Source organism: Rothia sp. HMSC061D12, from assembly GCF_001836735.1.
Lineage (GTDB): Bacteria > Actinomycetota > Actinomycetes > Actinomycetales > Micrococcaceae > Rothia.
The window spans coordinates 638,605-664,417 of sequence record NZ_KV830305.1; the positions used below are offsets into that span (position 1 = coordinate 638,605).

15 protein-coding genes are annotated in these 25,813 nt (G+C 59.7%); 4 read left to right on the forward strand and 11 right to left on the reverse strand.

The window, feature by feature from the left end:
- Nucleotides 1-22 precede the first annotated feature (22 nt).
- Complete coding sequence (locus HMPREF2682_RS02435) at nt 23-994, forward strand: DUF6318 family protein (RefSeq protein ID WP_070831071.1); 972 nt, start codon at nt 23-25, stop codon at nt 992-994.
- 307 nt (nt 995-1,301) lie between these two features.
- Here the strand turns inward: HMPREF2682_RS02435 and cobA are convergent, their stop codons facing one another.
- Complete coding sequence (gene cobA / locus HMPREF2682_RS02440; RefSeq protein WP_070690667.1) at nt 1,302-2,213, reverse strand: uroporphyrinogen-III C-methyltransferase; 912 nt, start codon at nt 2,211-2,213, stop codon at nt 1,302-1,304.
- 1 nt (nt 2,214) lies between these two features.
- A complete protein-coding gene (gene nirB / locus HMPREF2682_RS02445; RefSeq protein WP_070831074.1) occupies nt 2,215-4,884 on the reverse strand; it encodes a nitrite reductase large subunit NirB in 2,670 nt (889 codons plus the stop codon).
- Nucleotides 4,885-5,429: 545 nt separating this feature from the next.
- Between nirB and nirD the strand changes: the two genes are divergently transcribed.
- Complete coding sequence (nirD, locus tag HMPREF2682_RS02450) at nt 5,430-5,756, forward strand: nitrite reductase small subunit NirD (protein WP_049350096.1); 327 nt, start codon at nt 5,430-5,432, stop codon at nt 5,754-5,756.
- Nucleotides 5,757-5,880: 124 nt separating this feature from the next.
- On the opposite strand, the gene HMPREF2682_RS02455 is transcribed toward nirD, so the two are convergent.
- From HMPREF2682_RS02455 to HMPREF2682_RS02495, 9 genes are all read right to left on the reverse strand, one after another.
- A complete protein-coding gene (locus HMPREF2682_RS02455; protein ID WP_239663415.1) occupies nt 5,881-6,621 on the reverse strand; it encodes a sirohydrochlorin chelatase in 741 nt (246 codons plus the stop codon).
- 83 nt (nt 6,622-6,704) lie between these two features.
- A complete protein-coding gene (locus HMPREF2682_RS02460) occupies nt 6,705-9,506 on the reverse strand; it encodes an HtaA domain-containing protein (RefSeq protein WP_070831077.1) in 2,802 nt (933 codons plus the stop codon).
- Nucleotides 9,507-9,665: 159 nt separating this feature from the next.
- Complete coding sequence (locus HMPREF2682_RS02465; RefSeq protein WP_070831080.1) at nt 9,666-11,294, reverse strand: enoyl-CoA hydratase; 1,629 nt, start codon at nt 11,292-11,294, stop codon at nt 9,666-9,668.
- Between the two features lie 338 nt (nt 11,295-11,632).
- Entirely contained in the window at nt 11,633-13,471 is a 1,839-nt protein-coding gene (locus HMPREF2682_RS02470; RefSeq protein ID WP_246827240.1) for a hypothetical protein, read from the reverse strand.
- Nucleotides 13,472-13,933: 462 nt separating this feature from the next.
- Nucleotides 13,934-15,730 carry a propanediol dehydratase gene (locus HMPREF2682_RS02475; protein ID WP_070831087.1) on the reverse strand — a complete coding sequence of 599 codons (1,797 nt, stop codon included), beginning with the start codon at nt 15,728-15,730 and terminating at the stop codon, nt 13,934-13,936.
- A gap of 297 nt (nt 15,731-16,027) precedes the next feature.
- Entirely contained in the window at nt 16,028-18,067 is a 2,040-nt protein-coding gene (locus HMPREF2682_RS02480) for an adhesin (protein ID WP_070831090.1), read from the reverse strand.
- Between the two features lie 739 nt (nt 18,068-18,806).
- The gene (locus tag HMPREF2682_RS02485) at nt 18,807-20,597 is read right to left on the reverse strand and encodes an LPXTG cell wall anchor domain-containing protein (protein ID WP_070831094.1); all 1,791 of its coding nucleotides are present in this window, start codon (nt 20,595-20,597) and stop codon (nt 18,807-18,809) included.
- 537 nt (nt 20,598-21,134) lie between these two features.
- The gene (locus HMPREF2682_RS02490) at nt 21,135-21,935 is read right to left on the reverse strand and encodes an SDR family oxidoreductase (RefSeq protein WP_070831097.1); all 801 of its coding nucleotides are present in this window, start codon (nt 21,933-21,935) and stop codon (nt 21,135-21,137) included.
- Between the two features lie 126 nt (nt 21,936-22,061).
- The gene (locus HMPREF2682_RS02495; protein WP_070831106.1) at nt 22,062-22,376 is read right to left on the reverse strand and encodes a penicillin-binding protein; all 315 of its coding nucleotides are present in this window, start codon (nt 22,374-22,376) and stop codon (nt 22,062-22,064) included.
- A gap of 203 nt (nt 22,377-22,579) precedes the next feature.
- On the opposite strand from HMPREF2682_RS02495, the gene HMPREF2682_RS02500 reads away from it, so the two are divergent.
- Together HMPREF2682_RS02500 and valS are read left to right on the forward strand one after the other, a co-directional pair.
- The gene (locus tag HMPREF2682_RS02500) at nt 22,580-22,894 is read left to right on the forward strand and encodes a hypothetical protein (RefSeq protein WP_070831109.1); all 315 of its coding nucleotides are present in this window, start codon (nt 22,580-22,582) and stop codon (nt 22,892-22,894) included.
- Nucleotides 22,895-22,913: 19 nt separating this feature from the next.
- Entirely contained in the window at nt 22,914-25,646 is a 2,733-nt protein-coding gene (valS, locus tag HMPREF2682_RS02505; protein ID WP_070831113.1) for a valine--tRNA ligase, read from the forward strand.
- Nucleotides 25,647-25,813 lie beyond the last annotated feature (167 nt).

Sequence of the window (25,813 nt, forward strand, 5' to 3'; positions counted from 1 at the left end):
TCAACCACTTTCAGGAGATACCATGTCCTTCCGGCCGAGTGCACACACCAGCCCCTCTGCTAACGACCGAAACATGTTGACCCGCCGCGCCGCGCTCTTGGGCGGCCTGACCGCCGGTGCTTTGGCTCTAGCAGGATGCGCTTTCAACAAGGATATTCGCCCCACCGGTACCGGTGATACTTTCTCCGGTTCCCCGAGCGCCTCCGCCTCCCCCTCGGCGTCTGCGTCCGCTTCGCCTTCTGAGTCTGCCTCGGCTTCCGCTTCTGCTTCGTCTTCGTCCTCGTCAAGCCGTAACAGCTCGAAGATTATTCCGTCCGACGAGTTCTTGAAGGACTATAAGAAGTACATTGGCGACGTCAAGTACGAGTACAAGCCCGCCATTGCACACTATGTTGAGCCGACCGACACCTCCCCCGCGAAGAACGTCCCGATTCCGGTCATTGATACGGTGGCTCAGCGTACCGTCAGCCTCGAGGGCGCCTACAAGACCCTGGCTGCTTACCAGAGCGCGTACATTGCCGCGATGTACAGCGGCGATTTGCAGTACCTCAAGGGTCTGGTCCACGGCGCTGACAGCGGTCTGGTCAACAACCTGAAGGCTATTGCCAAGCTCTACGCTGCGGGCGGTTGGACTAAGGACTACGAGAGCAAGCTGAGCATCCGTGACGACAAGGATGCGAAGGCTCTTGCCTCTTCCGATTTGGCTGTTGTGGCGTTCCCCTGCCGGGATGTTGTCAAGGAATACACCATCTACCAGAAGGGTACCGGTGAGGTTCAGAAGGCAAGCACCCTGGATGTCGTGATTTACGTGGTGTACGCCGAGGGCAAGTGGCGCGTGACTAGCCGCGAGTACTTCGTGTCGGAGTACAGCGACCGATTCCGCCAGGTCTTTGAGGGTCCCTCCTCATCGGCTTCGGCAAGCAAGTCCAGCAGTGGCGGCTCCGGTAGCTCCGGTGGCTCTAGCTCCGGTAGCAGCAGCGATTTCAAGGTCTAGGCTCTGAGATTCTAAGCTCCAAGATTAGGATTTGAGCGCAGCGCCCCTGATGAAAGCGGGGCGGGTATCAACTGATACCCGCCCCGCTTTCGTATGTTCCTGTGCTTCTGTACCGCAGCGCTCCCCCGCTACTGCGCCAGCGAGCGCCTCAGCGCCCGGCAGGTGGCAACTACAGCACAGCAATACCAGCAGGCACAGCAACAGCCCCGCTCCTTGGCAACTAGGAAAACCAAGGATGCGGGGCTGTGCAATACTATCTGGCGCGTAGCTGGACTATCTAGCGCATAGCTACCTGGCGCGCCGCCTTCTAGGAGGTGGAACGCTCACGCAGACGCTCGTGAACCTCGCTCACAAAGCGGTTCTGATTATCGCGAGCATAATGCACGACCTCACCGATGACGGTAATAGCCGGTGCCTTAACCGATGCGCAATCCACCTGAGCGTTCTCAAGGGTCGTGACAGTCACACGCTCCTTCTCCGAGAAACCGTTCTCGATGGTTGCCAGCGGCGTGTCAGCCTCAATCCCACGAGAGAGCAGAGACGCCACCGTATCGGGCAGAGTGCGAACGCCCATCAGCAGCACCACAGTGCCCTGTGCACGCAGGGTCGCCTCAACCGCCGAAACTTCGGTCTCCGACAGGCCGGAGTGACCAGAAATGACGGTGAAAATCGAGGACACCTTACGCAGGGTCACCGGAATCGCCGCACGCGCAGGAACCGCAATAGCGCTGGTAATGCCGGGGATAACCTCGGCCTCCAGGCCAGCGGCGATGCACGCATCCAGCTCTTCAGCGCCGCGACCGTACACGTACGGGTCGCCGCCCTTCAAACGCACCACGGTCTTACCCGAGAGCGCGTAATCAATCATGAGCTGCTGAATGCGGGACTGCGGAACAGCGTGCTTACCGGGAACCTTGCCCACATCAACGATGAGGGCGTTCGGCGCGTACTCGCCGTACTCCTGCGGGGCGAGGTGATCCAGAAGGACCACGTCCGCCTCGCTCAGGGCACGCGCCGCACGCAGGGTCAGCAGGTCAGCGGCACCGGGGCCGCCACCCACAATGTAGACCTTGCCGGGGTTCTCAGCAGGCTCGCCGGGCAGAAGAATGCCGCGTTCCGTCACGCTATCGTCCAGGCTGCGCCCGGGCGCCCCGCCCGCGAGCACCTCGTCAATAGTGGCGAACTCGCGGGGCGGGAACGGAGGAATCTTCGGGCACATACTACGCTGCCGGGACCGGGTTGAGGTCACTGGGCTTACCCACGGGAATCTTGGCACCGGTCAGCAGGACGGTGTCGGACTCGCCAGCTTCTGCCGCCGCAATCTCCTCGGGGGTTGCGGGGCGAATCTGCTCGCGCTCCAGCACGTACAGGTGCGAACCTTCGTCGCTGCCGTTGGGCTCGTTGATGAAGGCGCGGAAGCGGCGCAGGCGACGCTCGTCGCGCAGGGTTGCTGCCCACTCGTCCTCGTAGGAGTCGACGTGACGCTGCATGTCGCGCTCCAGGTCCTCGCACACGCCCAGGGAGTCCTCAATGAGGACGGACTGCAGGTGTGCCAGACCGTCGCCGTGCTCCTCATCCAGGTCCTCAAGCCAGCGAGCGGTACGCTGCAGCTTGTCTGCGGTACGGATGTAGTACATCAGGTAACGGTCGATGTAGCGGATGATGTCCTCGCTGGAAGCGTCCTTGACGAAGAGGCGACCGTGAGCGGGGTTTGCACCACCGTTACCGCCCAGGTACAGGTTCCAGCCGTTGGTGGTTGCAATCAGACCAACGTCCTTGCCCTGTGCCTCAGCACATTCACGGTTACAGCCGGAAACACCGAACTTGAACTTGTGCGGGGAACGCAGGCCGCGGTAACGGTTCTCGAGCTGGACTGCCATGCCGGTAGAGTCCTGAACACCGAAGCGGCACCAGGTCGAACCCATGCAGGACTTCACGTTACGCAGGGACTTACCGTATGCCTGACCGGACTCGAAGCCGGCATCCACCAGGCGCTCCCAAATGTAGGGCAGCTGCTCCAGGCGAGCACCGAACATACCGATACGCTGTGCACCGGTGATCTTCACGTACAGGCCGAACTCGTCAGCGACCTCTGCAATAACACCCAGCTTCTTAGCGGGAATCTCACCTGCAGGAATACGCGGAACGACGGAGTAGGTACCGTTCTTCTGCATGTTCGCCAGTGCGCGGTCGTTGGTCTCCTGAATACCACCGCGGCCTGCGTCCAGGACGTAGGAGTTGCGGAAGGAGGAGAGAATCGATGCAACGGTCGGCTTACAGATAGCACAGCCGTCGCCACCGCGGCCGAAGCGTGCCAGCACGGAGTCGAAGTCATCCAGGCTGGTCAGGCGCACAGCCTCAGCCAGCTCAGCACGGGAGAAGTCGAAGTGCTCACACAGTGCCTTGGAGACGGTCAGACCCATCTTCTTCATCTGCTGTTCCAAAGTCTTCTGCAGCATCGGGACACAGGAACCACACTGGGTACCCGCGGTGGTGCAGGACTTCAGCGATGCAACATCGTGGTTGCCGTCAACGATAGCCTCGCGGACAGCGCCGAAGCTGATGTTGTTGCAGGAACACAGGATTGCGTCGTCGGGCAGTTCGGTGTCGGGGATGCCGTCGCCGCCGCCAGCTGCGGTCAGGTAGACGTTCGGCTCAGCGGGCAGTTCGCGACCGAGCAGGGGCTTCAGGGAGTCGAAGGGAGCGGTGTCACCGACGAACACGCCACCGAGCAGGGTCTTTGCGTCGCCGCTGGTCACGATCTTCTGGTACATGCCGCGTGCGGGGTCTGCGAACAGAACCTCGAGGCAACCCTCGGTGGTACCTCGGCGATCACCGAAGCCGGCAACCTGAACGCCGGAGAACTTCAGCTTGGTTGCGATGTCGAACTCTTCAACCTGAGCTTCTTCGTTGTCGTTGAGCAGGTTAGCTGCCACAGCGTCAGCCATAGCGTTAGCCGGTGCGACCAGACCCCAGGTGCGGCCCAGTACGCAGGCGACCTCACCGATAGCCCAAATGTGCTCGTCGGAGGAGTGGCATGCGTCGTTGACGAGAATACCGCCGCGCTCGCCCAGTGCCAGGTCGGCGTCGCGTGCCAGCTCGTCGTTGGGGCGAATACCGGCACCGAAGACCACCATGTCGGCGGGCAGGGTGCGGATTTCTGCATCCTCGGAGGGAGAATCTGCGATGGAGACGGAGACGACGTTGCCGTCAGCATCCTTGTTGATGCCGGAGATGTACACGCCGGTCTCAATCTCAATGCCAGTTGCCTTAATCTGGGCGTTCACGGCGTAACCGCCACCCTGGTCAACCTCAACGGAAAGCAGCCAGGGAGCCACATCCAGAATGGTGGGCTCTGCGCCCAGGTCCTTCAGACCCTCAGCTGCTTCGAGGCCGAGCAGACCGCCACCGACGACAATACCGCGGGGTGCGCGGCCGAGGGTGTCCTGCAGGCGATTGACCTCGGAGACCATGTTCTTCACGTCGTCAATGGTGCGGAAGACGTGTGCGGCGTCCGAGTTAAGAATGGGGATACGAACCGCGCGGGAACCGGTTGCGAAGACCAGCACGTCGTAGGGGTACTCGTTGCCCTCGGTGTCGGTGACGACGCGGCGGGTGCGGTCAAGCTTCTCTGCGTGGCAGTTGTTGACCAGGTTGATGTTCTCTGCATTCCACAGTTCGGGGTCACCGAGGGTCAGGTCCTTCTCGGTGTCCTTGAAAATCTTCTCGATAGCAACGCGGTCGTAGGGGATGTAGGGCTCATCGTTGAGGACGGTGATGGTGTCCGCTGCGCGACCGGCAGCTTCAGCGCCTTCGTGGTACGCGCGTACAAAACGCCACGCAGCGGGGCCTGCGCCGACAACGAGAATGTTGCGGGGGGTGTGCGACATGGATTTTCCTTCCTAGTTGTAATGCAGGTAGTTCATGGCACTTGTCTACTCTCAGTACGCGGCTGTGGCGTGCCTGGCGTTGGAACTCCTAGTTTCCGTACCGTTGGGCTCGTACCTGATGCGTACCGAGTAGTTGGAGCGCCCGCTTCTTTAGAATGCATCTGAAAATTACGAAACATTTTTGTGTGGGATTATGTTGTTTTCTTCAGGCAGTCAAAAGGCGTTTTAAACTACGACTTTTATCGTACACTCTAGCGCGGGGTCGAAGTATCGAAAATTCGTATTTTTTGGGAAAATTTTCCAAAAAATCCGCGGAATACCGGGCTGAAATAGGGTATTCTTACCTTACCTAAACTTAATTTAGGTAAGGCTAATCTATGAAATTTGAGATTGTCTTTTTAGGGTAAAAATAACCTTTAGCACCCTCCGCGTGCCCCATTTCCAAATGTGGGTTTCATAAGGTAAACTCCAAACAAAGAACACACGAACCGTTATTGTGTCCTGCACCCGCGCGGCGCAGACCACCGCTTCGAAAGGAAACCCCCATGGCTGAGAACTGGGTACGCATCTGCGCCGAATCTGACCTCGAAGAAAACTGGGGTGAAGTCGCCCTGGTCGACGGCTACCAGTACGCGATCTACAAGACCAAGCACGGCATCTTCGCCAGCGACCACCTCGACCCGCACAGCCAGGCACTGGTCCTCGCACGCGGCATCGTCGGCGAGAAGAACGGCAACCCCACCATCACCTCCCCCCTCTATAAGGAGGTCTACGACCTGACCACCGGCGAGTGCGTCTCTGACCCCTCCTACTCCATCAAGGTCTACCCCGTAGAGGTCCGCGACGGCGACGTCTACCTCAAGACCGCCTAAACGCTCAACACTTCTCTCTCAAAGACAGCAACACAAAAACCTCGGGACGTAACAGTCCCGAGGTTTTTTGTATAAACATTTTCAGCCTTGCGAGCGCCTCTACACGCACCGCAAACCTGATTCGCTAGGCGGCATCCAGCTGCGCAATAGCCGCATCCATGCGGTCAATAAAGCACTCCGCCACCACGGCAGCAGAAGCGCCGCCCTGCGCGTTCACCAGCGGTGCGGCAACCTTCACCGGCACACCGGTCGACTCAGCGTCACGGCGCATCTTACCGGAGAAGAAACCCTCCGCCAGCAGGTAGGTCGCAGCAAACTTAGGCTGATGCTCGGCAACCACCTCGTGGAACTTCGGATCAATCGCGGCAACGAAACCGTGATGCACCGGAACGTGCAGCTCCTCAGCCAGCATCTCAGCCGCACGGCTCATATCCGCGCGACCATCAGCACGAGAAGAACCCGCAGCACCCTGAACGACAGGGCCATCGCCGGGAGTCCAGCCAATTTCCTCCAGGCGAGCGCGAGTCAGAGCAGCAAGGCGCGCATCCGGTCCCAGCGACTCACCAATGCTAATACGCTCAATACCGCTATTGCGTGCGGCACGACGCAAATCCACCTGAGTGTGGAAACCGGTCGACAGCAGAATCGGCACGATCACGCAGGGCTCATCATTGGGCAGGGAGGCTGCGGCATCATCAACGCTGGGAGATTCCACATCCACATATGCGGCGTGGACACGGTACTCCACGCCGTCGTTACGCTGGGCGAGCAAGAACTTAATCTGCTCACGAATCAGCGTGATAGCCTCGCGGCCGGCGACCGAGTCGGTGCCGTGCGAGGTTGCGATTACATTCAGAATAGTCATATTTCCATTGTATGAAAGGAACACCCCGCTTCCCCACTCATGAACACGAGTGGCGAAGCGGGGTGTTGCGCGAAGGCTAAATCTTAGCTCTTACGGCGGCGTGCCACGACCAGTGCGGTACCTGCCGCCAGGGTGATAGCACCGGCTGCTGCGGCGAACATTGCGCCGGATGCGCCGGTCTGCGCCAGCTTCGAGGAGGAGCTACCGGAGGTCGAGGAGCTACCTGCGGAAGAACCGCCACCGACGGAGGAACCACCGTTAGAGGAACCGCCATTGGAGCCGCTCACACCCAAGTTGTCGGAGGTGCCGGAACCTGCGTCAGAACCACCGTTAGAGCCGCTCTTGTGGCCGGCTGCGTTCTGGTCGGCGGTGGCGGTCTCAGATGCGGATGCACTTGCGGATGCAGACTCGCTAGCGGAAGCGCTCGAAGAAGCCGATTCGCTCGCGGATGCAGTCACCGATGCACTGCTGGAGCTGCTTGCGGAGCTCGATGCGCTCGCAGAAGCAGATGCACTAGCGGATGCGGACTCGCTCGCCGAGGGGGTCACGGCGGGAACGCTCGGAACCGCGGTCGGGGACGCGCTCACCGATGCGCTCGGGGACATAGAAGCGCTCGGGGTTGCAGAAGGAGCTACAGAAGGAACCACGGACGCGGTCGGCAGAGACGGCGAGGTGGGCTCCTCCGAAGGTGCTGCGGTGGGTTCTGCAGTCTTGGTGGGCTCAGCGGTTGCGGAGGGCTCCATAGTCGGCTCTGCAGAAGGTTCTGCGGTCACGCTGGGCTCTGCGGTTGCCGTAGGCTCTGCGGTCGGTTCGGCAGTCACAGAAGGCGCGACGGTCGGCTCTGCAGTTGCAGAGGGAACCTCGGTCGGAGCAACGGTCGGTTCTGCAGTCTTGGTGGGCTCCGCAGTCGGTGCCACGGTGGGAGCAACAGTCGGTTCTGCAGTTGCCGAAGGAGCCTCGGTCGGAGCAACGGTCGGCTCGGGTGCCTTAGTCGGCTCAGCAGAGGGCGCCACAGTGGGTGCAACAGTCGGCTCTGCAGACTTGGTCGGCTCAGGTGCCGGGGTCTGTTCCGGAGCCGGTGCCGAGTTTGCTGCCAGGCGGTTCAGCCACAGCTGATCCTCGTAGGTGTTCGGGTTCTCGAAGCTGGTCGGGTAGATAATATCGCCGTTGGGCAGTTCGAGAGCGTTGTAGCCGCCGCTCTTGTCGGTCTTGCGCATCGAGGAGAGAACCACCTCGTTCACCTTGTTCAGGGTCTCATCCATGAACACCAGGCGGGAACCGGATGCGTCCACCACAACCACGTTACCCGCGCGGGTCAGGAACATGGTGGCAACCTCGGTCTTCTCGAAGCCCTCAAGAGTTGCGGACTCGCGGACCACGCTGAAAGTGCCGTTCTCGTACTTGAGGATCTGCACCTTACCGCCGTACCAGTTGTTCCAACGGTAAATGTAGCCCTTGGGGCTGACCAGGGTCGAGGGCAGGGCGGTGTCATAGCCTGCGGGTGAAGAGTTCGGCACCAGGGACACGCCGTTGCTGCTCATGTGCAGCAGGTGACCCTTCTGAACCACCTTTTCGCCGGCCGCATCGTAGATGGAAGTCGACGGCGCGTACACGAAGCTGCCGTCGGGTAGCGGTGCGAGGGTCACGGTGTTGTTGGAGAACGAGTCACCGTAGTACTCGTCGAGCGAGTAGGCGTTCACAACCTGCGGGTCGATAGAGTCGGGCTTCGGCAGAGCCTGCGAGGTTGCCTTGCCGGATGCGTCAATGATGGTCAGCTTACCGCCGCCCTGGCCGTCAATGCTGACGATGCCCCAGGTGTTGTTGGCGGGGTTGTAGCCGATTGCCTTGACGGTGTTGGCGCCGAGCTCTGCGTCGGAGTAGGTACCGGAGGAGACGAGCTTACCCTCAGCGGTCACGGTGTACAGCTCGGGCTTGTTGGTCTCGCTGCCGATGACGAGCATGCGGTTGCCGTCAGCATCCACCGCGAAAACGCCCTTGATTGCCTTCAGAACGCCGGTGTCGGTCATCTTCAGGTTGGAGCTGGTCAGCACGGTGTAGGTGGTGTTGCCGCCGAAGCTCGGGGGTGCCACGTGCACGATGTGGTTCTGACCCAGACGTGCGGTGTTCTGGGGCTGGTTCACGCCCGCGCCGGTGTTGTAAGACTCGGCGACGCTGTAGGCGCTCTTGGGGGTGTTAGCTGCGCTACCGTTGTAGGAGATGCTCAGCGGGTCGAGGCTGGCGCCTTCGTTGTAGAAGTCAGAGAAGGCGTGGTTACCGTCGGCGGTCAGGTTCGCGGAGATGCCGCTGATGCTGACCACGCCGTCCTTCTCGCTCTGCTTAGCGGTGCCGGTGCTCAGGGTCGCCATCTTGACTTCCATGGGGCCCTCGAACTTGCCGGAGGCGTAGTTCTTGGTGCGCACGGTCATGTAGAGGGAGCCGGTGCCGTCAGCGAGGTTCAGTTCCACGCGGGGGTTGGAGAAGGTGAGGTTCAGGGCGCAACCGGTTTCGGGGTCCTGACCTTCGGCGCAGTGGCCGGTGAACCAGAGGCGGCCGGCAGCCTGCAGGGTGACCTGCTTGCCATCTTCAGAGACCGTGGTGGAGGTCGGGGTGAAGGTGAACTGCTTTGCGGTTGCGTCCCAGGCTGCGCCGTCGGTCATTTCGCGGGGCATACCGTTGTAGGACAGGAAGGAGGCGCGCACGCCCCAACCGAAGGACGCGCCTGCAGTTGCCTGGTCGCCTGCAGCGACATTCTGTGCGGCAACGTTCTGGGCAGCGATATTAATGTTCTCGGCGAGAACGGGTGCCAGGGGCAGGGCAACAGCGCCAGCAACGGCGAGGGCGCAGGCTCCCTTGGAGAGGCGAGTGCCAGATGTGAAAATCTTCATTGGTGTGCATCCATACTATCGACATTGTTAGGACAGGCTTACTATATCGATAGAGTGAGTATTTCTCAAGATACACACCAAGTGAACCGTTTTATGACAAACCACCCCACAGCACATTGACAGGCAAGAAGGGCCGCTACTCCCCCGGCCCTACCGCCGCTAATCCTTCTTCGAGGTGTGCATACGCGACATGCCCAGGGCACCAAGAATCAGACCGCAACCCAGGGTCACCAAAATCGGCAGAAGGGGCGAGCTCTTATCCATGTTACGGGTAATCTGCGCCTCCGACGCCTTCACACCATTCGGCGATCCGGGATCGGTACGCACCTGCGAGGAGGAACCGTTCAGAATCGCGGCACGGCGAGACTGAGCCGCCGAATCGGTGCCGGAAGGCAGATTAGACTCGGGAGTCACCATTTCAACAGGCTGCGCCTCCTCAGTGCGGTACCCCAACGCCGAAGAAGACGCAGTGTCAGAGCCGCCAGCGCGAGGAACAGAAATCGTGGCGTCGTTCGTGCCCGGAGCCATAGCACTGTCGGCCTGAATTCCGCGGGTCTTAGACGTGGAACCCGCGGCGGGTGCCTTCGTACCGGATGCGCCCGCAGTATCAGCGGGAGCCGAAGAAGACGCGGAAGGCGCCGCAACCGGCTTCTCCCCATTCGAAGCCGACGAGCCGGACGCTGAGCCACCATTCTCAGCAGACGCCTGGGTCACCGTAAAACGCACCGTATTGAGCTGAAGGTTACCGTCACCGGAAGCGTCAAAAGCCGCCACCAAGTAGGTCCTACCGATCTGCAGGGACGCACCGGGCACGCCAATCACAGCCTCGAAAGCGCCCGCAGAAATGGATTCCGGGCCAACATGCACAATGGCGAGCGCATCACCAACAGTGTTGCCATTTGAGTCGATTTCCATGACGATCAGGTCGTAGCCCTTGTCATTCCCGGGGAAGTTCGTGGCACGGACCGTGACGGGCTTCGTGTCATCCTGAGAGTCGCCCTGCGAGTCCTGAATGGACAGGTGTGCTTTGCCATCCCTCTGGTTCATCGGATCGTACACGCTGTTGTCTTCGGAGATAACGTACTGCCCAGAATCATGGTTCTGCGGGTTGTCCACGGTACGGCGAACCGTGCCATCACTCGTATCGGTGAATGACGTAGCGGTGGGCGACGGCAGGTTCACCGCTTCGGGGGTCGGCTGAGTGGTCGCCTCGCCGGTTTCTGCTTCTTCACGCTCAATATCGACCGGCGGTTCGGTGGGCTTTGCCTTGCCGTTGCGCGGATCAGCGGTCTGGACCAGGCGGTTGCCCTGCTCGGTCACAAAGAATTCGTAGGAGACACCGTGCGCGGTGTCCTCCAGAACGATCACGTACACGACGTTCGAGTCCGTCGCCGGGCTCATCAGGAGGCGGAACTCCCCCTCCTTGACACCTTCGGACAGGGTCGGGCTCTCCAGGACGGAGCCACCGTACTCACCGGAAGGGGTGTAGAAGTTCACGTCAACCAGAACGCTGGAAGCCTCCAGCCCCTCAGGGAAGCCCGTCCAGCGCAGGAGGTAGCCGCCGTCCTTGAGCTGCGCCTTCATGGTGATTGTGGAGGCTGCACCCTGCACCTGCTGGTTGTCTTCAGCCTGGTTCGGGGTCGCATTCAGGGTGGCGGTTTTTTGCACAGCAGAGTGTGTCGTGACGGGTGCCTCCGCCGCGACGGAGGGTACAACAAGCCCGCACTGAAGCCCCGCAACCAAAATGGTTGCGGTGACAATACGGTGCTTCGCTGAATAAATACTCATGCAATGCGTCTTTTCGTGGTGGAAATGTGCGCACTATTGCTCGTTCTTCACGTGCCGCGCGGAGCCCTTCGGGCGCGTCATGCACCCGGATTCGTCGTACCATGCTCCGCTTCGTATTTCAGGTGGTGAAGACCTGACAATAGCTCGCATCTATTTATCGGTTATTTCAACCCTATCACGAACCTTAAGGTTTATTCACGCGAGGGTAGAGTTTTTTTGAACACCCTGAACACGCGACTCGCCCCCGCTATCTGCACCTACAGATAGCGGGGGCGAGCATTCCTCATGAAACGAAAAACATACTGCACACGGCCGGCAGAAAACGCCTGACTAGCGCATTAGCCACCCAAGAAACCGCGGCGGTGCGCCATCCAGGCGGCACCAACCACGAGCGCCAAACCAACGCCGCCAAGAGCCCAGAAAGCAACACCGTGCTGAGCAACCTCTTCACTGGCAGGAGCCGCGGTGGAAACCGCAGCCTTCACGCCGTCCTGACGGTCAGCGTTCGAGTACACCTGGGTGGTGTTCGAGTGCACCGCAGCGGAACGAGTGTTAGGCTCCGAGTGAATGACGGGAGTAAAACCCTTATTACCATTACCGGATTTCGTCGAAGCCGCCTTTTCCTCATCGGTCAGAGCATCCAGGTTCGCCGCAACAGCAATAGACGCCGGGTCAGAACCCGAGCTGTACGCCGAAATCTGGTTAGTGCGGGTCGGTTCAAAAGCCGAACGCGGGCTCATCGTGCGTGCCTGAGCCAAAGTCTGCAGAGCCTGACGCTGACGCTCAGCCTTCGCTTCCTTAGCCTTGGACATGGCGCTCACCGCATCCAGGGTGGAGCGGGGCGCGCTCGCGGCAGATTGGCCCGAGCCCGACTGGGTTGCGTCAGAACGAGTCGAGACGGCGTTATTGGAGACGACGCTAGTAGCAGCGGAGGGGCTACCCTGAGTGCCGCCGGTTGCCTCGGCTGCATTGGTGCTGGGCGTGTGCGATGCGCTTGCATCCTGGCGGGGTAGCTCATCCTTCGTCGAGGAGGTTGCGTTGCCGGTCGCCGCGCCGCTCACCTTGAAACGCACCGAAACGACTTCTTCTGCGTACTCAGTATCGTCGGCACGCACCAGGTAGGCGGTGTACACCGAGCCGGTCTTCAGCAGAGAGCCGGGCATGCCGATCTCTTCCTTGAAGGAACCATTCACGATACGGTCAGAGCTGATGCGAGTAATGGACAGCGCATCACCCTTGTGGTTGCCGCTCATATCGGTTTCGACCACAATCAGGTCGTAGCCAGCCGCGTTCGCGGGCACGCGCGCAGCGCTGATAGTCACCGGTTTGGTTTCCTTATCGGATCGGACCTCAGCATACGCAACCTTCAGTTCCGCAGCACTCAGGGTCTGGGTGTCGCGAGAAGAGGTGGAGCCGCCAGGGACCTGCTCCAGCTTCTGGGTGTGGATGTCGAGGTTCGGGTTTTCAGTGGACTCAGAGGGAACCTCGGTCTTAACCTTGTCCTTGCTGCCCTTCTGGTCTGCAGACTGCTGGTTCTTCTGCTCCTCTTCGCGGAGCTTATCCAGCGTCTTCAGTTCGTCAACGGTGGGCACCTGGTGGGCGTTTTCTTTCTTGTCCACCATTACCTCGTCAGAGTCGTCCTCTACCGGGATAGTGTGCGGCACGAGGGAGCCCTCAGAGATCATGAATTCGCCGTAGCCCGCATCGGAGGTCACCAGGTCCATAGCACTCATGGAGTAGTAGCCTTCCTGGGGCATCTGTGGCATCTCAAAGGTGACCAGCATGGAGCCATCGTCAGCGCGCTCAACCTGCATGGCGGACGGCTCGTAGGTGTCAGATCCGAGCACCGTGCCGGTGGTGCCGTAGTACTGCACTACCAGGTACACCTTGGAGGCGTCGCCCACGTAGCCGCCCTCATAGAGGGGCGCGAGCTTAATGGTTGCCTGACCGTCCTTGATGGACTGCACGCGAATCTCGATGGTGTCAATTTCAAGTTCGAGGTCTTCGTAGGGGCAGCTTGATTCAAATTCGCTATTAACCAGAGCCGTCAGGCAATCATTCACGTTAATTGCTTCAGCCTCTACTGCGGAGGCGCCAGGAAGCACAAAAGCGCTTGCGCCTAGAGCGGCAACAAGCGAAAAAGCATGAATGCGTTTCGGAAGTCGAGTGATAGTCATGTGTGCCATTTCAATCGATGTAGGCGCAAAGCGTGGACTAGGGACGGCTCACCACAAGCCCGGTGTTTCTATCCAAGTATTTGCGCACCAGTACGTCGGTTACACCCTAGCCTAACACGGATATTGCACTAAATGTTGTATTGCATTCATGTGCTAAAACTTTATGTCGCAATAATTACCGAAATAAAAGGGAATTAAATACTTTACTGAGATATAAATAACGCAAAATTCGAATGCCATAAAATATTCCCAGCAGTGCACTAAAAGAAATTTTTACACCGCCCCAAGGCGCAACAAACCACCGCGCATTAGGGTCAAACATTCGGGCATACAGAAGAGGGCATACAGAAGGCACCCCGCCAAACACGCACCCACACGGCACGCACCCGGCAGAGAGCCTCCCACTCAACAACTCCCCTACAGAGAGCCACGCTTCACAGCGCAAAGCAGCAGATAGCCGAACTACTCAGCCCCCAGCTCCTCAGCACCCTCAAGGCGGCGACGATACACGTTAACCGCCACAGCAGTACCCACAAAGGCAACCGAACCCAGCAGCGCAATACTCAGCGGCAAGGTGCCCTCCGGCAGCGGGCCGTTATCCTGAGCGCTCGCCTCCAGCTTCGAACCGGAAGAATCACCGCGCGACTTCGAGCTACGCGTATAGAAACTACCCGAACCGGCAGTACCCGCATTCTCCTGCGGCGAAGCAACAGTTACCGTCTCCCCCTCAAGAGACTGGTAACCCAGCAGGTTCACCACGGTACGACCCGGTAGCATCACTGCATAACCAGACATCACCATCGTCGAAGGAACCACCGCAGTCTCAGCCACAGAACTACGAGCCTGCGCGGTAATCGCACGCGCCGACTGCTGCGCCTGCACAATATACCCCAGAGCGCTATCCACCGACGGAATCTTAGCAACAGAATCAGTCACCAAATCCTGAGCATCCACCGAGGCATCTGAAGAGTCCACAGCGTTCACACGACCCGAAGGAACCGAAGGGCTCACACGCTGATTCACATCAGAAATAATCGGGCTCACCGGGCGAACAATAGTATTCGCAGGCTTCGGAGCCGGATCAACAGGAACAGCACGCTGAATCACGCTCACACCAAAAGCACTGGTTGCCATGAGCTTCAGCTCCTCGGTGGAGTCACCGCCCACTACAACCACGCGGTAACGCTTACCCGCATGCAAGGAGGTTCCGGGAACCTTCAAATCAGCAGAGAAAGAAGCATCAGTCACCTGCTGCGGGCTCACGTGGGTGGTCGCCAGCGGCGAACCCACCGCACCGCCATCGGCGGGCATTTCAAAGACCATCACGTCATACCCCAGGCCGCTCTCCGCCACGTTCCTAGCGCGCACGCTAATCGGCTGCAGCTCATCCGAGCCGCGCAGTTCTGCGGTAGAAATTTCCAGGGTCGCCTCGCGAGTCTCCGCGGGAGCCTGATCGGAGCGGGAGTGCACCAGCAGACGATCCTCGGTCACCTCAGCAGGCGCCGCATCATCAGCAGACGCGCTCGCCGAGGCATTCGCCGACGCACTAGCGGATGCGCTCGCGGAAGGATGCGCCGAAACGCTCTGCGATGCGGACGGTGCCACAGAAGGTGCCGGGGCAACCGTCGGGTGCGGGCTATCCTTCGCGGTGCTCGGGGATGCGGTGGGGCTCAGGGATACCTCGGGGGCGGGGTTCGCCTCCGCTCGGTTAGCGCGGGGAACACCGGGGGTGTCCGGGAAGAAAATGTTCTGGCGGCTCGACAGAATCTCGTCGACGGTCACACCGTGCTCAGGCATGAACTCCACCGAAACGGTGTCATTGGTGCGCAGGTTCAGCACCTCAACCATGTACGGCTGCTCAACATTCAGGCGCTGGTGAATACTGACTTCCAGGGCACCCTCATCATTCAGGGAGGCAGTCATCTGGGAAGCGGGCACAGTCATAGCCGCCACGAGACCGTCATCAACGGAAATAGCGACCAGGCGAACCTTCAGATTCTCTAGGGAAGTTACGCCGGTCATCGACAGCAGGGTGTAGTCCTTGCTCTGAGCAACCAAGTCCAGGGTGGTATCGTGGCTGACTACGTCGGTGGCGACAGCGATGGGAAGTTCAGGCTTCGGGGGCTGCTGAGTCTGCGCGTGAGCGGCAGATGCAAAGGTTGCGGGGGCCAGAGTTGCAGGCGCGACGGAGCCGCCCAAACCGAGGGCGGCAGACGCTACTAGCGCCGCGCCGCGAGCAGTTCGCTGCGTGGAAAACATGGTCACCTATTTTCGTGAGTGAGTGTGATGAATCGTCGTGTGACTCCTGCGCCCAAAGGTCGGAAGTAGGCGCAGAATAACGGTTCTCTCATATCGGTGACCGGAGGCGCTTCACAGCGACTCCTCACCCCGGGTGAACGAGGTGATAAAGAGTGATAGTACCGTCTATAACAGCACTCTAAATTATAGGTATAACCTTAGAAAAAGTTAAAGATGCAGGGACGCCCGAATCTTGCATTTCGGACGTCCCTACATCTATGTGCACGTTTTGCCTAGTGGGGCAATAATTGACCCGTTTTAGCGGCGAGAACTGAGCCGCATCTCACTACGGCGACGGCGGCTCAAACGCATACCAGCAAGCAGCGACAGCGATCCAGCTGCGCTAATGACCAGCATATTGGAGGCGCCGGTAGCCGCCAGCTGCTCGCGCTTCGGTTGGGTAGCAGCGGCAACCTTCTGACCACCAGACGCCTGCGCCTCAACCTTCTGAGCATCGCCCTTCTGCGCCTCGCTCTTCTGGGCGGAAGTGTTCTGAACAGGGGCGTTCTGGGAGGCATTCTGGGTAGCAACCGGAGCGTCATTCTTCTGCTCAGCGTTGCTCTCCCCCGCCTTCTGCTCCGCAGCGGAAGCCTGATCAGCCACGGGAGCAGATCCAGCAGGTGCAGATTCAGTGGGCTCAGCGGGCACCGAAGCATCAGCCACGGGAGCCTCGACAGCAGGTACATCCGCCGCAGGTGCATCCTGCTCAGGGGTTGCGGGCGCATTGTCCACGCTATCGCGCTCAACAGTGAAGCCACCGTTGACCATGCGCACGGTGCCCTGCTCATCCTCCGCCACAGCGCTCACGCGGTAGGTGGTGCCGGGCTTGAGCGCCGAGCCGGGAATCTGCACCTGAGCACTAAATGCGCCGGATGCGTCAATCTCAGAAACATCAGCCGAGGCAATCATGCCGCCGGTTGCCACACCATATTCGTCAACAGCGCTGACCATCAGGTGCACCGAGCCGACGCCGGCGAAGTCCTCACCACGCACGGTCAGAGTCTTCTCGGAGTCGTTTTCGGGAACTACGGTTTCTTCTACGTGCAGGCGGGCGGTCATCACGGGGTTAGCGGTGTTGTTGGTCTGTTCTTCGGTGGTGTCGTGGACGCGGTCAAAGACGGTGTTGCGCGGCAGGCTGTAGTGGCGGCGCGGGTCGTTCTCGGGCAGTACGTGGTCGAACTGCTCGACGGGGCTCGCGGCAACTGCCTGAGCGGACTGAGCATTCGAGGCAGCCTGCTCAGACTGCGCACTCGGGGTAGCCTGGGCGACCTGCTCGGGCTGCGCGTCCTCTTGGAACTGCTTCTTCTCAAACTGCGCCTGCTCCGCCATTGCGCGCTCGGCGGTGGCAACCGGAGCGGAGCCGTGCTGTACATTCCAACCATTCATGAAAGGAACCTCAACTTCCTGGGCGGTGTAACCATTAGCGGCCGAGGGTGCAACCTCAACGCTCAGCACATAGCGCAGGTCTTCGTGAACAGCCTGCACTTCTTCCAACCTGGATCCGGGCACCTCAATGCCGTCCAGGAGGGTGCCGTTCACAACGTCGGCACGCGCCGGAGAGGCAGCGAGCAGGATGCGGTTACCCTGGCTATCCAGGGCGTAGGCGTAGGTCATGACCTCGAAAGCCTGCGCCTCACCCAGACCGGTGACCTTGTAGACGACCAGGTTCTTCTCCTGCGGGATTTCCAGCTGACCGGAGAGAATCTGAACGTTGAGCGGCTCATCCTGAGTGTCTGCGGGCAGCACTTCCAGGGGTGCGGAGGAATTGTAGGAGGGGTCCTCGGTTGCGTAGCCCTTACCGGGGTCGACCACGGCAGTTGCGACGACGTACTGCTGGTTGGGGTCGAGGGTGCCTGCGGGCAGGGTCAGCTGGGTGCTGAAGCGGCCGCCGTCCACATCAAGTTCGGGCACGAGGGTCATCGTCACTGCAGAACCGCGACCCAGCGCGTAGAGGGGGTACTGGCGGTATTCGCTCACGTACACCGCCACGCCGTAACGTTCGACAGGGCCGCCGGTGAAGCCTTCACCGGTCACGGTGATGCTCTGGGAACGCGCCGGGTTAATGACAACACCCTGCTCTACGTACACCTGCGGGGAGTTCTGGGTAGCAACGTTTTCGATGGGGGTTGCGTTTGGCACGGAGGGAGGATTGTCGGATTCCACCGCAGTCGGTGAAGTCATTCCACCGGTATTCTGCACCTGCACATCTGCGTGCGCAGCACCAACACCAGTGACGGACAGGACGGAAGCAGCAATAGCGGCTGTTGCTCGGGTTTTTGAGTGAGCGGGTTCGGGCATGGAACACACCTTCTTCTGTGAGTGCGAACGATACCCTCCGGAAGGTGCCACGGATCAAAGCTGGACGGGTGCCTCTTCGGGAATGAACGCCATAACGTACGGACTAGTCATAACGTTCATGTATTAGTGGAAGTTACCACGAAGGGAATCGCTCTATTTATCGGTAATTCCACACTAACAATACTTTTCTTGTTATTGCTGTAAAGACGCTTTACGTCCCAACTATTTTCCTGTGCAATAACCCACACAGCATATTTTTTACCCTCCAGAACAGCATCAAGAGCACTCAAACTGCATGGACTAGGTAAAATTTTTCAACTCTCCCTTGAAGCTCAAGGTTTTATTGCATGCATATGCAGTTTTAATGGATTTGAGATAAAAATATTCTGCACATTCATGCATTTAATTTATTTCTTTTAAGTGAAAAAATCGCAGGTCACACCGCTTTTACATGCGTATTGATTACAAGCATGCGTACCAATAATTGCGCGCCAAATAACCCGGCAAAATCATTCCGTTACACCGCCCCGCACCTCCACCACGGAAGAGAACACCCACGCCTCTCCCCCAGCTTGCCGCACACGCTTTGCCACCCGCTTCCATTTCAAAACAGCTCAACACAAAACTGCTAGCACGCAAAAGTGCCGCCAATACCCTTTTCAGAGTATTGACGGCACTTGCCACACTCACCGTGCAGTGAGCATCAGATGTTCAGAGCCTGGCTATAGAGCCTGAGCTATTAGAGACTGCGGCGGCGCAGGAGCATCAGTGCGGCACCAGCAATCAGAGCTGCGGCGCCAACGCCTGCGATACCTGCAACACCCTCAGCACCGGTGTTAGCCAGCTGCGGCTTCGAGGAAGCCGAAGAAGAGGTCGAAGTCGAACCCTTGGTGCCGGAGACACCTACAGTGTGGCCCTTGGAGCTGGAGGAGGTAGCAGCGGATGCGTTACCAACCTTAGCCTTGGGTGCCTGAGAAGAAGGCATGCGGGTCTCGGTTACGACAACCGAACCATCTTCGCGCATCTCAGCGGTGAAGACGCTGGTGGTGCCGTCGCCGTTATCACGAACGGTGGTGTTATCGTCCTCGGTAGCTGCCGGCAGGGTCGGTGCGGGGTTGTTCGCATCGCTCACGGTAGCGGTGGTGACTGCTACCTGGTGTACCAGGCCGTTGGGGTCGCTGGTTGCCACCATTGCGTAGGCGTAACCGGGCTGCAGCAGTTCTGCAAGAACGCTGACCTTGACGCGGAAGGTGCCGTTCACGATTTCAGAAGCAGGAATATCGTGGGTTGCCAGAGCGTCACCGGTGATGTTGCCGTTTGCATCCAGGCGGAAGATTGCAATCTGCACGCCGTTAGCAACAGACTCGTGGGTGAAGCCGGAGCCGTTGAAGGTCAGAACGTTGTACTGGTCGTTCGGATCCAGGGAAGCATCCTCGGTGGTGAGGGTTGCGTTCTCGGGTGCTGCGGGAGCCTCCGGAGCGGGGGTCTCGTCAGCCTTGGGGGTCTCAGTCTTGGGTGCTTCCGGAGCAGGAATTTCTTCCTTGGGCGCCTCAGTCTTGGGAGCCTCGGGTGCCGGGGTCTCGTCAGCCTTCGGGGTCTCCGGTGCCGGGGTTACAGGTGCCGGGGTCTCGGTCTTGGGGGCCTCAGGAGCGGGGGTCTCCTCGGTCTTCGGAGCCTCAGTAGAGGTGGTCTCGGTGACCTTGAAGGAGGAGAGAGCCACGAGCTTCTGGTCAGCCTGAGCAGCCTGCGGGTTGCTTACAGCAACCAGAGCGTAGGAAGCGCCGGCGGGCAGCTTGCTTGCCTCGACAGTGAAGGAAGTCTTGAAGGAGCCATCCTGAATCTGGTCCGCAGACACGGACACGGTGGTAATGACGTCGCCGGTAATCTGCTGGTTCTCATCCAGCGCGTAGATGCTGACCTGAACGCCGGGGCCGACCTTCTCGCCGTAGAAGCCGGTACCAACAACGCTCACGGTGTTAAACTGCGCATCACCGGAGAAGCGTGCGTTCTCGATGGAGACGAAGGGGTTAGCCTGCTTCACCTCGGGAGCCGGGGTGGAGGGAGTGGTGGGCTCCGGGGTTGCGGGAGCAGGGGTCTCAGCCTTAGGAGTCTCAGCCTTGGGGGCTTCGGTTGCATCTGCCTTAGGTGCCTCAGCCTTGGGAGCCTCGGTTGCCTCAGCCTTGGGGGTTTCAGCCTTAGGTGCTTCAGTTGCCTCAGCCTTAGGAGCTTCAGCCTTAGGAGCTTCAGCCTTAGGTGCCTCAGTCTTAGGAGCCTCGGTAGCCTCAGCCTTAGGAGCCTCGGTAGCCTCTGCCTTGGGAGCCTCGGTCTTAGGAGCTTCAGCCTTGGGGGTCTCGGTTGCGTTGCCGCCAGGCAGGGAAGAATTCTGAGCAGTTGCCTTCTGGTCGACAACCTGCTGCTGCTGATCAGCGGGTGCTTCTGCCGCGAAAGTTGCCGGGATTGCTGCCACGGAACCAGCAGTAAAGGCTGCCGCTGCTGCGATCTTGTAAACGCGACGGGTAGTCTTCGACATTTTTCCTCGATCTCTGAATTATCGGTGTTGAACCTACCGTGGTGCGCCCCCGTCTTTGAAGGTGCAGTAGGCCCATACATGGGTGTGACTGCTAAAAGGCTAGCATTTGCCCCTGGATGTTTAGCACGCTTACCGTCACCTTTGCATAACTGTAATGAAATCGTTATAAAACCACCCCTTAAGTTGAGGTTTAATGCAGACCAATTCGGGGATTTTGCGCCCATCTATTGACACACGAGGACATATAACCCTATCTTTTGATTACATTTGAAGAAAATATAGGGTGTTCCATGGGTATTTTTAACCCACCATTTTCATCTTAGTGAACCTTAAAGTCTCACGTACCACTTTATAGTTCCCTCAAGTTCCCCTTCATACCTCTCCCCCCGCCTCTCAACACCCCACGGGCACCTTCATGTATGCCCTCTATATACGTTCTAAGAACGCAGAAAAAGCCCCGCCCGCATCCAACACACGAGGATGCAGGCGGGGCTACCAAAATCTCACTGAGGCCCGAGCGCACGGCGCGCCGTGAGCTTAGCTCTCCTTGCGAATTACCTTGAACTGGCTCGGCTGTGCCACCGGGCGAATCGTAATACGATCAAGGTTCACATGGTGCGGAACGTTCAACGCAAAGGTCACGGTCTGCGCCACATCCTCGGCGGTCAGCGGCTTCTCAACGCCTGCGTAGACGCGCTCGGCGGCTTCCTTGGAACCCAGGCGGTTCAGAGAGAACTCTTCGGTGTGCACCATGCCCGGGCAAATCTCAATCACGCGAATATTATTCTCTGCCTCTTCCAGGCGGAGCGCCTCGGTCAGGCCGCGAGCGCCGAACTTCGCCGCATTGTATCCGGCACCGCCCTCATAACCGTGCTCAGCTGCGGTGGAGGTCAGGTTCAGAATCGTGCCGTGACCGTTCAGGCGCAGAGCCTCCGCGAAGGCGCGCACCATGTGCAGAATACCGAGCACGTTCATCTGGTACATCTTCAGGTAGTCGACGGTCTTACCGTCGGCGACCTTATCCACGCCGATAGCGCCGCCGGCAATATTGACCAGGGCGTCAATGGTGCCTTGCTCTTCCAGGATCTGCTCGGCAACGAAGCGCACGGAGTGTTCGTCGGTCACATCGCAGGTCACCGGGTGAGCGCCGGTCTCCGCGTAGAGGGTGTAGAGGCGGTCGGTGCGACGCGCCAGGGCGTAGACGGTCCAGCCGCTCGCCACCAGCTGCTGAACAGTAGCGCGACCAATACCGCTGGATGCGCCGGTCACCACGGCAACTTTGCCGTCGCCGGTATGAGGCAGGAAAGGAGATGCAGGAATGTGGGTGTTCTCAGTCATACTTTAATCCTAGTAGAGTGATGCCCGCGGGTGCTCTGATCGAGCAGACTCGCGGGCATATATTTTGAAATTTTCGATAGTGAGATAGGCGCCGGTACCACAACCGCCCGGCACCCCGTCAGGCTACTACCTGCGGCGGCGCGGCAAACCCCAGCGGCTCCTACCCCCGTCACGGAATCCGAGGCGGTGCTCAAAATACACGGGCGAGCTACTGCCGGTCTTAATCGTGTCCGGAGGGACCGTACCCTCACGCGCCGACAGCAGATAAAGGATTGCAGCGCCAGGCATGAACACAATCAGCGGCAGCACGAAACGCATGCGCGCCTCACCATAGCCGCTACGCACCGTCAAATGCCAGACGCACAACGCCACCAGCACCAGGTGCAGTATCAGCAGAACAGTTTCAGGCGTACCCAAACCAAAAATACTCAGAGAACTCATTGGCAGCTCCTCAAAGGTCATGTACTTTCAGTCTACGCCGCCCCAGCGTCCCTGAGAAGGATTCACGGGCTGTTGATAGGCAAGATTTTCGCGCCTACACTGCAGATAACCGAGGCAGGATATGAGGGGTCAGCTCCCTCCATTGCCTTTCCGTCGAGTTTGCCGCTGAATCGCCGATTACTCCTCATATAGGGAACTTCCACATGACAGCAACACCGCACCAGCGCATCACCGCGCTACACAAGCAGCGCCGAGCGCTCCAGCAGCGTGCGCGCAGCATCCGTGCCGCCGCCGGAACCCCCTACAGTTCCGAAGTTCACCTACTGCTCGGGCAGAGCTACCTCGACCCCGCCAGCTGGCAGGAACTCGCCCACGCCACAGGGGTACGCGCCGCAGTACGCAGGGCACAATTTGTGCGCCGGTACAAGCCCCTCCTGGCACGTCTAGAAGCCGCCATCGACCAGTACGAACAGGCAAGCGCAGCACAGAATTCCCCTGGAGCTGAGAGAACGCCGTGAATATGAGAAAATAGCCGTTATGGCTGAAAACATTTTGGGCTCAGACTCGCCCGTACAGATTAACGTTCCCGACCGCCCCGCCCTCGAAGGCCTCGAAGAGAAGCTCTCGCAGCGCTGGGCCGATGAGAAGACCTACGCATTCGACGAGAACACCACTCGCGAACAGGTCTACTCCATTGACACCCCGCCGCCGACCGCATCCGGCTCCCTGCACGTGGGTCACATGTTCTCCTACACCCAGACCGACGTCATTGCACGCTACCAGCGCATGACCGGCAAGAACGTGTTCTACCCCCTCGGCTGGGATGACAACGGCCTGCCCACCGAACGCCGCGTTCAGAACTACTACGGCGTTCTCTGCGACCCCTCCGTGGCAGACAACGACTCCTTCCGCGACCTGATCACCTGGAAGGCAGACGGCACCCCCAAGCCCGACCGCAGCCAGGCAAAGTGGCCGCGCATCTCCCGCAACAACTTCATTGAACTCTGTGAAGAGCTCGCGGTTGAAGACGAGAAGGTCTTCGAAAACCTCTTCACCACCCTGGGTCTGTCCGTTGACTGGTCGCGCACCTACCGCACCATCGACGCGCACTCCCGCAAGGTCTCCCAGCTCGCCTTCCTGAAGGACCTGGAAGCAGGCAACGCCTACATGGCAGAAGCACCGACCATGTGGGACGTCACCTTCCGCACCGCAGTGGCACAGGCCGAACTGGAAGATAAGGAACGCCCCGGCGCGTACCACCGCATCAGCTTCCACCGCCCCAACGGCGAGAAGGTCTGGATTGAGACCACCCGCCCCGAGCTGCTTCCCTCCTGTGTGGCTCTCGTGGCGCACCCCGACGACGAGCGTTACAAGCCGCTGTTCGGCACCACCGTCACCTCCCCGCTGTTCGGCGTTGAGGTCGAAATCAAGGCGCACCCGCTGGCACAGCCCGACAAGGGTGCCGGTATCGCCATGATCTGTACCTTCGGTGACACCACCGACGTCACCTGGTGGCGTGAGCTGCAGCTGGACACCCGCGCCCTCATCGGTCGCGACGGCCGCTTCTCCCGCGAAACCCCCGAGTGGATTACCTCCGCCGAGGGCCGCGAGCGCTACGAGCGTATGGCAGGCACCACCGTCTTCACCGCACAGAAGACCGTCGTGGAAATGCTGGTTGAGGCTGGCGAAATGGACGGCGACCCCAAGCCGATTACCCACCCCGTGAAGTTCTACGAGAAGGGTGACAAGCCCCTCGAAATCGTTGCTTCCCGCCAGTGGTACATCCGCAACGGTGGCCGTGACGCTGCACGCCGCGAGAAGCTCATCGAGCGCGGCCGCGAAATCAACTGGTACCCCTCCTTCATGCGTAGCCGCTACGAGAACTGGGTTGAGGGCCTGAACGGCGACTGGCTGATTTCTCGCCAGCGCTTCTTCGGCGTTCCCTTCCCCGTCTGGTACCCGCTGGACGCTGAGGGCGAGCCGGACTACGAGAACCCGATTCTGCCTTCTGAGGACATGTTGCCGGTTGATCCCGCATCGCAGGCTGCTCCCGGTTACACCGAGGATCAGCGCGGCGTAGCGGGCGGCTTCATCGCCGACCCGGACGTTCTGGACACCTGGGCTACCTCCTCCCTGACCCCGCAGATTGCGACCGGTTGGGGCGTGGACCCGGAGCTGCACGCGAAGACCTTCCCCATGGATCTGCGTCCGCAGGGTCACGACATTATCCGTACCTGGCTGTTCTCCACCGCTGTTCGCGCGGAGACCCTGGCGTCCTCCGTGCCGTGGTACAACACCGCGCTCTCCGGCTGGATTCTGGACCCGGACCGCAAGAAGATGTCCAAGTCCAAGGGCAATGTTGTGGTCCCCAACGAGGTTCTGGAGAAGTACGGTTCGGACGCTGTGCGCTACTGGGCGGCTTCCGCTCGCCTGGGTGCTGACACCGCCTACGACGAGGGTCAGATGAAGATTGGCCGCCGCCTTGCGATTAAGCTGCTGAACGCATCCAAGTTCGTGCTGAACCTGGGCGCTACCGAGAAGTCCGTGATTACTTCTCAGGCTCAGGGCCGCGTGCTCATCAATGCCCTGGACCGCTCCCTGCTGGCTCGCCTGGCGTACCTGATTGAAGAGGCAACCGCTGCGTTCGAGAAGTACGAGTACGCTCGTGCCCTGCAGATTTGCGAGAGCTTCTTCTGGTCCTTCACCGACGACTTCGTCGAGCTGATTAAGGACCGTGCGTACGGTGCTCGCGGTGAGGAGGAGCAGGCTTCCGTTCTTGCCGCGCTGGCAACCACCCTGGATGCCCTGCTGCGTCTGTTCGCGCCCTTCCTGCCGTTCGTGACCGAAGAGATTTGGTCCTGGTGGCGTGCAGGTAGCGTACACCGCGCCGAGTGGCCGCAGGCACTGCCCATCCTGGAGGGTACCCTGCTGGCTGAGTACTCCGCACAGAACCCGACTGCTGGCATCTCTGCTCAGTGGGTCCTGGCGGACGCTGACCCGGCTCAGATTGAGTCGCTGAAGCAGATCCTGCCGGATGTTGCTGAGGCTCTGGGCGGCCTGCGTAAGGCTAAGAGCGACGCGAAGGTTAAGCAGCGCACCGAGGTTGAGTCCGCTACTATTGCGGCTCCTCAGGCTCAGCTGGATCGCATTGCCGCTGGCTTGGCTGACCTGAAGGCTGCCGGTAACGCTCGTGAGCTGTCCCTGGTGGCAGCTGAGGGCGAGCTGGAGGTTCGCGACGTTGTGCTCGTTGTGGAAGAAGCAGCTGAGTAATCGCGTCTGAGCAATCGCGTTCTTAGCGTTTATCGCTTGATTTTATGACGCCACTTTGGTGTTGATAACGGGGCGGTACTGGTTTTCAGTACCGCCCCGTTTTCTGTGCCTGCTGTTCGTTGTAGCTCGCCGGGTGTTAGATTCCGGCTGTGAATTTATACGGCGCT